At 65.8% G+C, this 12068-nt stretch carries 17 protein-coding genes; 9 read left to right on the top strand and 8 right to left on the bottom strand.

Translation table 11 applies throughout. The features are described from left to right. Positions 1 to 120: 120 nt before the first annotated feature. From AMD30_RS20540 to AMD30_RS20525, 4 genes are all read right to left on the bottom strand, one after another. Positions 121 to 1251 (bottom strand): PIN-like domain-containing protein, encoded by a 1131-nt coding sequence (locus AMD30_RS20540; RefSeq protein ID WP_137809386.1) that lies wholly within the window; start codon positions 1249 to 1251, stop codon positions 121 to 123. A gap of 58 nt (positions 1252 to 1309) precedes the next feature. Next, positions 1310 to 2341, bottom strand: coding sequence for a nucleotidyl transferase AbiEii/AbiGii toxin family protein (locus AMD30_RS20535; RefSeq protein ID WP_055476913.1), 1032 nt, complete (start codon positions 2339 to 2341; stop codon positions 1310 to 1312). Further along, the gene (locus AMD30_RS20530; protein WP_055476912.1) at positions 2341 to 3009 is read right to left on the bottom strand and encodes a type IV toxin-antitoxin system AbiEi family antitoxin domain-containing protein; all 669 of its coding nucleotides are present in this window, start codon (positions 3007 to 3009) and stop codon (positions 2341 to 2343) included. Before AMD30_RS20530 ends, AMD30_RS20535 begins: the two co-directional genes overlap by 1 nt. Before the next feature lie 125 nt (positions 3010 to 3134). Then, the gene (locus AMD30_RS20525) at positions 3135 to 4925 is read right to left on the bottom strand and encodes a DNA cytosine methyltransferase (RefSeq protein WP_231632807.1); all 1791 of its coding nucleotides are present in this window, start codon (positions 4923 to 4925) and stop codon (positions 3135 to 3137) included. Positions 4926 to 5010: 85 nt separating this feature from the next. On the opposite strand from AMD30_RS20525, the gene AMD30_RS20520 reads away from it, so the two are divergent. Beyond that, positions 5011 to 5388, top strand: coding sequence for a hypothetical protein (locus tag AMD30_RS20520; protein ID WP_139115548.1), 378 nt, complete (start codon positions 5011 to 5013; stop codon positions 5386 to 5388). A 125-nt stretch (positions 5389 to 5513) separates the two neighbouring features. After that, positions 5514 to 5750 (top strand): helix-turn-helix domain-containing protein, encoded by a 237-nt coding sequence (locus AMD30_RS20515; protein ID WP_055476910.1) that lies wholly within the window; start codon positions 5514 to 5516, stop codon positions 5748 to 5750. A 262-nt stretch (positions 5751 to 6012) separates the two neighbouring features. On the opposite strand, the gene AMD30_RS20510 is transcribed toward AMD30_RS20515, so the two are convergent. Genes AMD30_RS20510 through AMD30_RS20500 form a run of 3 tightly spaced genes read right to left on the bottom strand, consistent with a single transcriptional unit; the run spans position 6013 to position 8492 of the window. Further along, positions 6013 to 7101 carry a hypothetical protein gene (locus AMD30_RS20510; RefSeq protein ID WP_055476909.1) on the bottom strand — a complete coding sequence of 363 codons (1089 nt, stop codon included), beginning with the start codon at positions 7099 to 7101 and terminating at the stop codon, positions 6013 to 6015. Positions 7102 to 7118: 17 nt separating this feature from the next. Then, the gene (locus AMD30_RS20505) at positions 7119 to 7460 is read right to left on the bottom strand and encodes a hypothetical protein (protein ID WP_055476908.1); all 342 of its coding nucleotides are present in this window, start codon (positions 7458 to 7460) and stop codon (positions 7119 to 7121) included. Between the two features lie 39 nt (positions 7461 to 7499). Further along, positions 7500 to 8492, bottom strand: coding sequence for a hypothetical protein (locus AMD30_RS20500; RefSeq protein WP_055476907.1), 993 nt, complete (start codon positions 8490 to 8492; stop codon positions 7500 to 7502). 368 nt (positions 8493 to 8860) lie between these two features. On the opposite strand from AMD30_RS20500, the gene AMD30_RS20490 reads away from it, so the two are divergent. The 5 genes from AMD30_RS20490 to AMD30_RS25125 all read left to right on the top strand — a co-directional run bounded on the left by AMD30_RS20490 (position 8861) and on the right by AMD30_RS25125 (position 10798). Further along, the gene (locus AMD30_RS20490) at positions 8861 to 9067 is read left to right on the top strand and encodes a helix-turn-helix transcriptional regulator (protein ID WP_165630006.1); all 207 of its coding nucleotides are present in this window, start codon (positions 8861 to 8863) and stop codon (positions 9065 to 9067) included. Between the two features lie 167 nt (positions 9068 to 9234). Next, complete coding sequence (locus tag AMD30_RS20485; protein ID WP_055476921.1) at positions 9235 to 9456, top strand: hypothetical protein; 222 nt, start codon at positions 9235 to 9237, stop codon at positions 9454 to 9456. Positions 9457 to 9461: 5 nt separating this feature from the next. Beyond that, positions 9462 to 9827, top strand: coding sequence for a hypothetical protein (locus AMD30_RS25130; protein WP_139115549.1), 366 nt, complete (start codon positions 9462 to 9464; stop codon positions 9825 to 9827). Then, positions 9824 to 10165, top strand: coding sequence for a hypothetical protein (locus tag AMD30_RS20480; protein ID WP_055476904.1), 342 nt, complete (start codon positions 9824 to 9826; stop codon positions 10163 to 10165). The genes AMD30_RS25130 and AMD30_RS20480 overlap by 4 nt, the downstream gene beginning before the upstream one ends. Positions 10166 to 10354: 189 nt before the next feature. Continuing rightward, positions 10355 to 10798, top strand: a complete 444-nt coding sequence (locus AMD30_RS25125) for a hypothetical protein (RefSeq protein WP_156354350.1) — start codon at positions 10355 to 10357, stop codon at positions 10796 to 10798. A 9-nt stretch (positions 10799 to 10807) separates the two neighbouring features. Here the strand turns inward: AMD30_RS25125 and AMD30_RS20475 are convergent, their stop codons facing one another. Beyond that, entirely contained in the window at positions 10808 to 11146 is a 339-nt protein-coding gene (locus AMD30_RS20475) for a hypothetical protein (RefSeq protein WP_055476903.1), read from the bottom strand. Positions 11147 to 11329: 183 nt separating this feature from the next. Between AMD30_RS20475 and AMD30_RS24745 the strand changes: the two genes are divergently transcribed. Together AMD30_RS24745 and AMD30_RS20470 are read left to right on the top strand one after the other, a co-directional pair. Then, positions 11330 to 11680, top strand: a complete 351-nt coding sequence (locus tag AMD30_RS24745) for an ArsR/SmtB family transcription factor (RefSeq protein WP_078111946.1) — start codon at positions 11330 to 11332, stop codon at positions 11678 to 11680. Beyond that, positions 11667 to 12008 carry a DUF3703 domain-containing protein gene (locus AMD30_RS20470; RefSeq protein WP_055476920.1) on the top strand — a complete coding sequence of 114 codons (342 nt, stop codon included), beginning with the start codon at positions 11667 to 11669 and terminating at the stop codon, positions 12006 to 12008. The genes AMD30_RS24745 and AMD30_RS20470 overlap by 14 nt, the downstream gene beginning before the upstream one ends. The last annotated feature ends 60 nt before the right edge of the window (positions 12009 to 12068 follow it).

Here is a 12068-nt window from a genome sequence, read left to right as displayed (position 1 = left end):
TCACACCTCGGGGCCGTGAAACCCGACGCACACCGACGCCTCGGACAACACCACACGGCCCACGCCCGAAATCCGGTCCTCAGACCACCCAACCGGGCCACTCAACAAGGGACCGCCACCTCACGAAACATCGAGGTTAGATGCCGGATTGCCTGGCCCGTACATAAACTTCTGGAACGACTTAGATGCGGGATTGTCTTCCCCGTACATGAAGTTCCGGAACGCCTCGGAGCGCAGCGTCGTGTCAAACGCCTCGTTGGTGCGAACCCATTCCCTCAGGCGCTCCATAGTCTCTTCGGGCAGAACGATCCTCGAACCAGAATCGGAGACAGAAATGCGTGCATTCTTGACCTCGTCGATCACATCGTTGTCCACATCGGCGTCGAGATAGGTGTTGAGGTCTTCGAGGAAGGTGTCCGAGTTCACGTGGTGGTATCGCTGGCCGGTTTCGTCAGCGAACTCACGCAGAAGGTCAGGTAGAGGCCCGAAGTCCTTGTCGTCAACGATCTGACGCCAGTCTGCCTTCATGTCGTCGCTCACAAACAGCACGTCCTGCTCGACAGCTCGGGCCAGGTCCATCATCTCCATCCAGATGAGTGGGTCACCGATCCCGCCGTCCCGCTTGGACTCATCGACTCCGGTCCCGGGGGGCATGGCAGCGGCGAGCCGAGCACGTGCCTGGTCCTCCCATGCCCGGAGGTCGGTCGATGTCCGCCGACGACCGATCTGACCGGCATCGGTGAACAGCTTCTCGATACGATCCCGGATTGGGTCATCTGTCTGAATTTGTTTGGGGTGGAGGATATTCGACTCACGCTCTGCCCGTATCGCTCCGTCGATGGTAGTCGCGGCTTCCTTGAATGCCGTGTCCGCCGCGTCGAGTAGTCGTTTCTGTACTCCGGTGTCCTTGACTTCCCTGATAGCCGCGCGAAGTTCCTGCAGGAGCTGACTATTGACGCCTTTGCCCTTGACTCCCGAGATGATGTTCGTCGCTCTGGTGTATTGCTTGGCGTGATCGGCTGCGACGGACAGTCGTTGACGGTGGTATTCGAAGCCGGCGCGGTAGGGAAGGAAGAGGCGCGGACGGATATCGTCCCGTTCGAGCTGGACGAGGATCTTCTCGCGGGACTCCTTCGATATCCGGTACAGGCCCAGCAGGACGTTGGCATCCAACGCGATTCTGGCCTTAGTGACGAAATCGCGGCGCTCATCGTCGCCATCGGAGTACCACTCACCGAACACATCACGCATCGCGTCCTCCTGCCTTCGCTGCGCCATTCCCGCTTTGCGGCGGGGCCGCTGGTCAAATCTAAAGCTCGGGTCCGTGGTCGCGGGAGCGTTCTGTGCTACGCGACGATGGCCGCGGGGAGGTCCCCGGTGCCGGTGTGCGCGGTGCCGCCTGTGCAGCACGGGTGTCGGCGAGCAGTTCTCCAATCGAACGTGGCCTGTCCGAAGTCCAGACACCGTCGTCGGGGTTCCACTGGCCGTTCTCTGTCGCGCCCGTCAGGATCGGTTCGATGAGGCTGTTGGCGGCCGTGAGCGCGGCGTCGGCCTGGTGCAGGTGCGCCGGCAAGCCGCTGTGCGCGGCGCGCTCTGGGTAGTCGCGCTCCCAGGTCGGGTTGGGCAGCACCAACGGCGCAGGGATCGTCAGGTCGCGGCGCTGTTCTTGGTGGCAGATCGCAGCATGCAGCTGCTCGGCGTCGAACGACTGGGTGCGGGCGAGGATGACGAGGTCGACCAGATCGTGGGCGCGGGTCGAGGGGCTGTCGCCGTGGGGGCCGTGCAGCTCGTAGAGGGCAGCGACTTTGTCGGCGACTGCCTCGGCGGCGGCCTGCATCCGGATCACGGGCATGGGGTCGAGTTCGTCGAGCGCGAGCACCGGGCGCGGGCTGATCGTCTCGGGCGGTAGCAGCATCTCCCGGTGGGTCGCGAGGTCGAGCGTGGCGTCGGAGAACCGTTGTCCGGCAAGGTTGTAACGGATACGCCCGGCGAACAAGCCCGGGCTACGAGTCGCGGTGATCGTGATGTCGAACTCGCCGAAGTCGCCGGGTCCGGGGTGGGCGGCCTGGCGCAGCGAGTGCTGCATGTGTTCGGCGTCGAGGCGGGTCGCCAGGTCGGCGTCGGCGGTGGGGCGGGCCTGGGTCGGCGCCCGGAATTGCAGGGCGGTGCCGCCGGTGAGGATCCACTGGTCGGCGTCGGGGGAACGGAACAGCCGGGCCAGGAACAACTGGAGGGTCACGGTCTGAGCGAGCTCGTCACGGCTGAATCTGCTCGTCCGAGCCTCGGCGGACAGGCGGGCTTTCAGCCCGGCACGGAAGGCCTCTTCGGACGCATACGCCATCAGCCGACCAGCACCGGTTCGGCCGGCATCTGGGCCTGATCGAGCAACGAGGCGAACAGCTCAGCACCCGAGGCGTACTTCCAGCGCGGCGCGGCCCGATCACATGCCGCGATCAGCTCGTCGGCGTCGACCAGCGATTCGGTCAGGCAGGTGTGCAGCGCGGTCCCGATGTGCCCGCCGTCGCCGTGGGTGAGCAGCAGGTCGACCACGGTGCGCGCGGGTGTGGTCACCGGCAGTCCGTCGACGAGGTCCCAGTCGCGGCCGCGGTCACCGATCGGCCGGCGCCAGGTGCGCACCGACGGGTCGCGGACGTTGATGCGATGCGGGCTGCTCAGCTCGAGCCCGGATGCGGTGATCGTGCCCAGCCGAAGGACCTGGGCGGCGGCGGCGTGGCTCACCACGCTGTCAGGGTGGGTGCGGCGGTCCTCGATGTCAGCGGCGGGGTGCAGCGCCAACCACTGTGCCGCCCAGTCACCGAGCGTGGTCCAGGCCGAGGACTCGGGGACCTCGTAGACACCGTGGTGTACCCGGACGATGGCCTCACGGGAAGCGAGGCGAGCCAGGACATACGGCGCGACGCCGAGGTTGCGGGCCTGGGCGGTGGTGAACAGCCCGAACTGGCGATCAGCCAGGTCGCGGATCGCACCCCACCGGCCAGCGTCAATCATGCAGCAATAATAGCAACGGGCGTGATCGGTGAGGCTTTCCGAGCTGTCCGAGCGCGGCCCGTCCGTGTGGACTGGGCCGGATGCCCCGGCACAGTGGTCACGGTGTGCCGGGGCGGTCGACGTCATCATCCGCTGGTGGGGTGCAGGACTTCGCGTAGGCGGGTGCCGATCCACAGCGGGACGGGTGGGGTGACGGCGTTGCCGTAGCCGTCGATCTGGTCGCGGCCTTTGCCCCAGACGGTGAAGGTGCCCTTGTGGTCGCCGAAGTCGGGGTCGAATCCGCAGCCGCGGCCGACCTCGTGCGGGGTCATCATGCGGAAGAAGCACTCATCGAGCGGGATGTCGGCGAGGGCGTCGCGCCAGTGAGTGGCCAGCAGGGCGGTGGTGTCGCGGCTGGTCAGGGTGCCCAGCGGATCGGTGAGCGGGTGCGCGGCGGTCTCGGTGCCGGTGCTGCCGTTCTGCTTGAACCAGCCCGCGAGCAGCGCGGGGTCGCCGGTCGCGGTGAGCAGGCCGGGGGTCTGTTCGGCGGTGACCGTCGGCATGGCCTGGGCGTGGCTGGTCGGGGTGGTGTGTTTGCGGAAGGGCACCACACCGGAGGACACGATGCTCAGGGTTTCCGAACCGCCCTGGGTGGGCAGCGCCTCATCGAGGCCGCGTGGTGCGCCCTGGAAGTTGTTGATGGCCATCGCGACCGGGGGAGTGAGCAGGCCGGTGGCGTTGGTGGCGGTCTGGGTCCACAGCGGCTGCCCCAGGGTTCGGGTCCGGCACTGCGATCCGGGGCGCTCGAAGGTGTTTCCGGCGGCGACCATGATCGCGCCGGTACTGAGCAGCGCGGTCTCTTGCTGCGAGGTTTGCGTCGACATCGGTTGCAGCGGGTGGCGTTCCACGCCGCGTTGGGCCTTGGCCGGCATCAGCACGGCGGGGAACTCGGCGAACTTCTGACGGCACCGCTCCGCGCGGGCCATGGTCGCCGGGGCCAGCGGCTTGGCCCGCTCGCCGATCCGGGTTCCCAGGTGGGTGAGGTCCAAGGCGGTCAGCGACGGTGTGGCGGTGGGGGAGACCTCACCGAAGCAACGCGGGCAGCGGTAGTTGTACTGCTTGCCGTAGCGCACCGATCCGCTCGCGGGCACGCCGGTCTTCCACGCCCACATCGCCTCGACGGCCTCGTCGCAGGGGCCGCACCACGCCTGGGGGCGGTGGTCGAGGTCGGGGGCGGGCAGTGTGCGGTCCCAGAACACGATGTAGAGCCGGTCCCGGCTCTGGGGGACGCCGAAGAACATCGAGTTGAGGTAGAGCACCTTGTGCTCGTAGCCGAGCTTGGTGATCTCGCGCAGCCACCACCGATACGTCGACCCGTCGCCGACCTTGCGTCGGCCGGGGACCGCTGGACCCCAGGACTGCAACTCGGTGGTGCATTCGACCAGGATCAGCAGGGGGTGGTGCTGGTCGGCGTAGTGCAGCACACAGTTGGCCGTTGCGCGGTCCCGCTCGGATCGGGTGGCGCGTTCCTCGAACTCGGGGTCGTCGAGGTCGAACAACGTCAGACCCTGTTCGTAGGCGCGCTGGGTGTTGGCCTGGGAATGGTTGGTGCAGGTCACCCCGGCGACCAGCAGATCGGCCGCCGGGAGTTCGCGCACCGAGTGGTAGGTGTCGGAGTCGGTGTTGATCAGATCGGCGATCCAGTGCTCGACATGCGGGTGGTTGGCCTCGTGCACCTCGACCTTGTAGCGGTTGTGGTTGGCCCCGACGATGGTGTCGAATCCGGCGGCCTCGATGCCCTGGGTGAATCCGCCGAATCCCGAGAACAAGTCCAGCGCGGTCGGGTTGTCGTGACGGAATCGTCTGCGGCGCAGCGCCGGTCGATGTTCCGCTGTCTTCGAGATGATGTGCCCCATGATCGTCGTTTCCTCGCTCATTCCATCCTTAGTGGTTGCCTATAGACTACCATTAACGGTAGCCTATAGGCAACCACTGAGGCACGGAGGAAAGAAGGAGCAGCACATGGCCACGACCACCGAAAACACCTGCGCGGCAACACCGATGAGCGTTCATGCGCGAGCAATCGCCGCAGGCATCGAGCGGTGGCGCCAAGCCTGCGACCTCGCAGGAGGTGTCGACGCTGAACATGACGCGGCCGCCGCCCTGGTCGGGCTGGTCGAGCAAGCGATGCCGGAGCTGGCGCGCACCGAGGTTGTCGAGCGGTCGTATCTGGTACGCCGGGTGCAGCGCTATGTCGGCCCGCTGCCCGAGCAGTGGGCAGCGATGGACGATTCCGAGCGCGACCAGTACGTCTGCGGCCACTGGCTGGCCATTGAGGAGTTCGACGAGCACATCGACGACGACCAGCTGACCGTGACGATCGTGAAACCCGCGCAGTGAGTAGCTGTCCCGCGTCGGCCGGGCGCACCGCCGTCGTCCTGCCGCCCGTGGCGACCTCGCCGGTAGGCTCAGCCATGCCGAGTGTGCCCGCCGACCTGGCGGGCGACAGGGGAGGAGGAGCCGTCATGGCCGTCGACATCGACGAACCTGCGTTGCTACGCGCTCTCGGAGAAGCGATCACGACCCGCCGCGAGGAACTGGGCCTCAGTCAGCGGGCCCTTGGTCTCGAGGCCGGCGTCGAGCGCAACATGCTGCGCGGCGTGGAAGACGGATCGCGGCGGGCAACCGTCATCACCCTGGCGCGCATCGCCGGAGCGCTGAAAGTGCCGATTTCGCAACTACTTCAGCAGATCGGGCGCTAACACTCCACGACCCTCAGTGAAGACCCGCACCGGCTGGTCGTCGCCGCGCGTAGCCAGGAGGGAGGGGAGGGGGCTGCACATTCGGGGGAGTTCGCCGCCCTCCCCTCCTATCCTGTGAGGAACGATCTTCGGTTGGGTGTGGCAACTCAGAAGAACGTCCCGCCACACTAGCAAATCGTCTCTTTGCTGTAGTCACCGCCGCGCGCGCACTTGGCGTTTGTGATCGCAGACACTTCCTGCTGGCCGCCTCGGCGACGTGGCCTCAGGCGGCGCCGGTGGGCAACTGCGGGATGAGTTGCTGGTCGAGGGCGGGCAGTGCGGCGATGTCGGCCCAGGACACCGAGACGGTGTGGATGCGGTCGAGGCAGGCGGTGATGTCGCGTTTGACTGCGGCGAGTTCGGGATCGTCGGCGCTGCTGCGGGTGAGTCGGGTGACGAGTTTGTTGAGGCGTTGCAGCGCGGCGCGTTCGGTGGGGCTGCGATCGTCGAGCCCGACGGCGGCGGCGTGGTCATTCGCGTCGTGCCAGGCCGCCCAGGCGCGGTCGGCGAGGGCCAGTGTGTGGTCGACGTCGTTGGCGGTGGAGTGTTCGCCTAGGGCGTCGACGGCGGCCGCGAGATCGGTCATGGCGCTGGTGTAGGCGACCGTGGTGGCAACGGTGCCGGTGGTGTCGTGCAGCAGGGGTTTGGTGAGGTACCAGGCTTCGGTGTCGAGTTTGTAGTGCCCCCAGGCGGCGAGCAGGTCATCGAGCGAGCGGGCGGCGGCGGCTCGGCGCCGGGCGAGGTCGTCGTCCCCGGCGACGGACGGCTGGTCGGGAGTGTCGTCGTCGCGACCGGCGTAGGCGACGTGGGCGGCCTGTTCAACTATGCCCTGCCAGCCGCGAGCATCCTGGCCGGAGTGGTGAAGGGTGTAGTAGCACCAGTAGGCGGCGATGGGGGTGAGAGCGGCCATGACCATTGCTACGACGTTGAACCCGTCCAGGGACGGCGGCAGCTCGAAGCCGAAGGCGCCGAGGAGGTACGCTGCTGGACCCGTCAGTCCGAAGAAGCCATAGAAGGCGATGTCGCCGCCATGTCGAGCCGGGTGCTGTCCGCTGAGGCGGAAGTCCTGTTTGAGGTCGGCCAGCTCCGCGGCCGCGGCCAGCTCGTCCACCCGCCTGCGTAGCTCATTGTGAGCGATCACAGCGCCTCTGGGGTCTGCCAAGCTGCCGCTCGCCTGCACGCCGTCTGCGGCGAGGACGATCTGGACTGCCCGCGCCCTCAGCAGGGGGTCGGGATGGGTGCGGATGCGTTCGGCGACGTGCGCGACGAAGTCGGCGCGGTCGGTGCCGGCGCGAATCGTCCTGTCGTTCACTAGATGCGGACCCTTCGTCAGGGAATGGATTCGATGTCCGGCGGGCCGGACGACCGCCGACGGTTGTCCAGCGCGCGGCGTAGCTCGGCCCAGAATCCGAACAGTCCGAGGATCAAAACGTTGACGACGGTGCAGAAGATCGCCATGAGGGTGATTAGAGTTACGTCGCCGGCCTGGTACTGGCCGGAGGCGATCGTGAGGACTGCGCCGGTCACAAGGGTGACGGTCGAGGCCACCGGGGGTGCGGCCGCGAGCAGACGCACCCCTCGGCGACGGTGTGGGTATGCCGAGTTGGCGACAGCCAGGGCGAGGACTCCGGCCAATTGCAAGGCGACGGCGAAGTACAGGAAGGACCACACGGTTGACCCCTTTCGTAGGTCGGTGGCGTTCAATGTGGGTCATTGTTGCAGCTGCGGCCGACAGACTGCCGTGTTGAGTTGCCGCTGAACAGCTTCTGCGACCAGCGCCCGGACCGGTGGGATGCGGCGTGCGCCGGCCTCGGCGATGAGTGTGGTGATGCGGTCGAGCAGGTTGTCGCGGTAGGCGTCGGTGATGGTCGGGTCCAGTGCCTGGTCGAGCATTTTGCGTGCTCGGGTGAGCTTTCCACGCTTGGCGGGCTGGATGTTCAGGCCGGTCTCGCGGGCATGGCGTGAGGCACTGTCCCGTGCGTCGCGGGCAGCGAGGGCGGTGGCGACGGCACGGTCGGCGAGGTCTCTGTCCAGGGGCCGGGAGTCGTAGGCCGCAGCGTGGGCCGCGGTGTAGGCGTCGAGGAACGCCGCGGTGCGGGGATCGTTGGTGTCGTCGAGGAGTGGGCGCGCGAACAACCGGTCGGCGAGGTCGGCGTGGTAGGCGGCGTACTCGGCGTCGATGGAGCCCAGGACGTCGGCCGCCTTGACCCACTGAGCACGCACACTCGTCACCAGAACGGCTCGGCGAGAACGTGCTTGGCTCACTTTGTGGCAGGCGAGAACCGCGACAGCGATGACGATGAGGCTGGCCGCGGCGGCTCCGCAGATGATCCACAGCGTCGTGTAGTCGGTGGGCGCCTCGGGGGCAGACGGTGTCTGCTCGGCCGGGGCCGGCGGCGGTGGCGCGGGGGACGCGTCGGGGGAGGTTGGCTGCCTGTCCCGATCCGGGCCGGGGCCGACCAGTGTCAGAACGAGTCCGACGGAGGAGAGGATGACACCACCGACCGCAAGTGGAACGACGGCGGCGGCGCCCCCGCCTGATTTCTTCGCAATGGCGGCTCGCAGGCCCGCCCCCAACAAGATGACCACCCCGATGATCGAGGCCCCCCATCCGAGATTGGCCGCCACCTGCACAAAGGCCTCAGGGGCCTCCGGTATGAGGGGAGCTGCGTCGGCCAGGACTCCGAGAGTTGCGAACTCCATTGGCCTACCGCCCCTTTCGCTGATCGGCAGACGCCACGTCAGGAGTGAACTCGACAAGCCGCTGTCGGAATCCAGCATCGAACGCCGAGGTCGGCGGGTAGTGCGCCAGGATCGCCGCTGCGGCGCTCGCCCGGGCGGTCGGGGTGATGCGGCGGATGGTGTGATCGGCGGCGAGATAGCCGGAGGCTTGTTCGAGTAGAGTGGGGCATTGGTGCATGTCACGGCCCTTTCCGTGGTGTGCGTCGGGTCCGTGGGTGTTCCAGCACCCGCGGACCACTCTTGTTTCTGCCCGAGTCGGCAGCGAAGGTTCACCGCATCATCAGCGATGATGGTTTTAGTCTACATAGGTGTGGGTTATAGTCAACATCGTGGAGAGACTTCGGGAGCTGGGCAGCCGGGTGCGTGACGCGCGGACCGGTCGCGGTCAGACGCAGGCCGAAGTAGCCAAAGCTGTTGGCGTGCACCGGACACACTTGTCGGCGATCGAGTCCGGCGGTGAGAACATCACCGTCGGGACGCTGTACCGGATCGCTGACCACTTCGACATACCTGCTTCGCAGCTACTTCCGGATTGATGACCTGTGTGACTCTCGGACGCATCGTGGCATCGAGTCGGGCGTCGATGGTGGAGATGACGGCCCTTGGTAGGGCTCACCCCCGCCCACCGCAGTGTCGCCGACGCGAGACTGTCGGACCACTGTGCGACAGTGCCTTACAGGTGAACCAATCCGAAAGGTGAGTGATGATCGAGTCACAGTGGATCGCCCGTTGGCCGGAGTTGTTCTCAGGACTCACCGATCTGCAGGTCCGCGGTGTCGTGCAGGCGATCGACAACAACGTCCTCGACGGCTGGAACCCGCAACGTGACGACATTGAGTTCCTGACCCGCTCGGCACGCGGCGAGGTCACTGAGAACGAGGAAGTCGCCGAAGTCCTCGCGCTCATCGCCAACAGAAGGAAATAACACCTATGGAAACCACGGCGATCATCCTGCTCTTTGCCGGAGCCGTCACAATAATCACCGCCGGGGTAATTCGGCAACGCGTTAACCGTTTTCAGCCTCGCCCACACAAGGACGCCGCGACCGCTGTTGCCCGTGCACGGCAATTCCAGCGAGTTGCGATGACCTTTGCGGCGATCACAGTCGTATGCGGCGCCACCGCAGCCGCCCTCAACGACGGAAACACCACGACGTGGGTGTGCGGCGCTGTGGTGCTTGTTGCGGGAGCGGTCGAGTGCTTCCTCATTGCGCGGGTTCGCATTCCCGATGTCCAGCACCTTCGTGCCCTCGGCTTCGACACCGGTCGAACCAATCCGGAAGGACAACGCCGATGATCCTTGCTGCTGACGCCAACTTTCCCGACACGTCGATCGTCCCGTCCGGCGCATGGGGCGCGGCCGTGGGATGGGTGATGATTGCGGTGTTCTGGGTGGGCGCGGCGACTATCGGACTCATACTCGGAGGGCGCCAGACACCGAGCGAGGACGGCGAGTCTCGCTCTTTCATCGTCATGACCCTGCTGATCCCTGCGGCGATCATGATTGCCGGGCTCATTTTCTTCCGCACGGTGCTGCCATTCCCCCTGGCGATCGTCATCGCCGTGGGCGTAGGCGTCGCGGCGTTTGTCGCGTTGCGCATGAAGTTCTTGGGTGCGTTCCGACGCCGAATATGACAGCGGTACAGGGATACCCGTCATCTGCGCCGTAGTAGGCCACAGCCCCACCCTCGCGACGGAAACCCAACGGCTACCCGATGGGCATACCCGTCAACACACCGGTACCTTCTGCCGGCGGTGCGCATCGCGCATCGGCGATTGAGCCACCAATCACGCCTGTTCAGACCGTGAAGAAAGGACGCCGCATTGAATCAAGCGGTAGCGGCCGGATTCGTCTGGCAGATCCTGCTCCTGAGCGGCCTCGTCTACTGGTCGAGATTCGGCGTGGCCGCTGTCATAGACGCGGCAACACAACCTGTTCGGGCGGTGCGCTGGCAGCCGCACCCTGAGCTTGGACCTACACCGCCGCCCGCCCGGTTCAAATGGACCACCGGCCTGGTCGGCCTGGCTACCCTGCCCGTCGGCGTGCTCCTCGCTGGCTTCTGCGCGCTCTGGCGGATTACCGCCACCGCGTGGCCGTCGGGAGTCTTCGTCGGGGCAGGATGGACGCTAGCCATTCTCGGGTGGTTGGCGTTGCTGATGGCCGGCGAACTGTCGATCGCGAAAGAACTCGGACCAGGGCCCACTATCCGCTCAGCACTACATCGGCACCGCAATCGGAAACACCTCAGCTCGTCGAGACCGCAGTGACCGCTGGTCTCACCCGTAGACGAGGGAGCCAAACAGTGCCGCCTGAACAATGGCGTCTGCATCTGTCGCGTCGATGGTCTCGGCATCGTGGGTGCGGACAGCGGCGGCGATCCTACGACGCTGCACATCCGGAATCATTGCTGCGCCATTGACGATGGAGTTCACGCCCCGGGCGATCGTGTCGAGCGTGATCACGTGCGGATCGCCGGAGCTTTCCTCGACAGTCGCTCGCGGATCACTGCTCCAGCGATAGTCGGTACAGGTCGACCAGTAGCCGATACCGCCTTCAAGTGCGCAGGTGTAAACGTCGCACAGGAACTCGGTGCGCACCGTGGTCCGCGTTGCCATGATCGGTCTCCTTGAACTGCTAGTTCGCGTTGCATTACGTCACTGGTGACGTAATATAAAGCAGCACAACATATTTCGCCGATAACTTATGCTATGTCAGGCACAGGCAAAGGATTATGCCTTAATCGAGCCGGACGGAAGTCCTGACCTTTACTGTTCAGATGTGCGTGAATACATCGAGTCATGTATCATTTTGGCGTGAGCACGGTGGTAGAAGCGCAGCATGACGCGTTGACGAGGTTTGGATACGCACTATCCGATTCGACGCGAACGCAGGTGTTGGTTCGGTTGCGCCATGGTGGAGCCTATCCGGCGGACTTGGCTGAGGCGATTGGGGTGTCGCGGCAAACGTTGTCGAATCACCTGGCCTGCCTACGGGGATGCGGTTTGGTGGTCGCGGTACCTGAGGGTCGACGGAGTCGGTATGAACTGGCTAATAGCCGGATTGGTCATGCACTCGACGATCTACTCGGGCTGGTACTTGCGTTGGATGATCCGTGCTGCGCCGAGGAGGCTGGCGATGGCTCGCATTAGTGAGGCAGCCCGTGACCTCTACCGGGCAGAGATGGCAGCGGCCGCCGCCGCCGAGGTGGCAGAGCAGCGCTGGCACCATCTTGAACGCGCCCACATCGTGTCCCAGCCGGACCCGTGGTTGCATACTCAGAACCACATTTCGATGTTCAGATTCGCTGTGCACCAACATGATCGGCGCGAAGCGCTCGGCCAGGTGGTGCGCATCATCGTTTCCGCTCCCGGATCGCTGAGCGGACGCTACCCCGAGGGCAACACCGGACGTGTTGCCGCCGGTCTGATGCGCCCGATGCCGGTTCCCGGCGATATCGCTTCTGCGTTACGGTCATGAACAGCCGCAGACGCGACAGTGATGAGCATGCGCTGCGCGGCGGCCGTAGCGATATCGGGA

Source organism: Gordonia sp. HS-NH1 (assembly GCF_001418765.1).
In the GTDB taxonomy this organism is placed as follows: domain Bacteria; phylum Actinomycetota; class Actinomycetes; order Mycobacteriales; family Mycobacteriaceae; genus Gordonia.
Note: the sequence above shows the minus strand (reverse complement) of the source record. Positions and strands in the feature narration are given on the sequence as shown.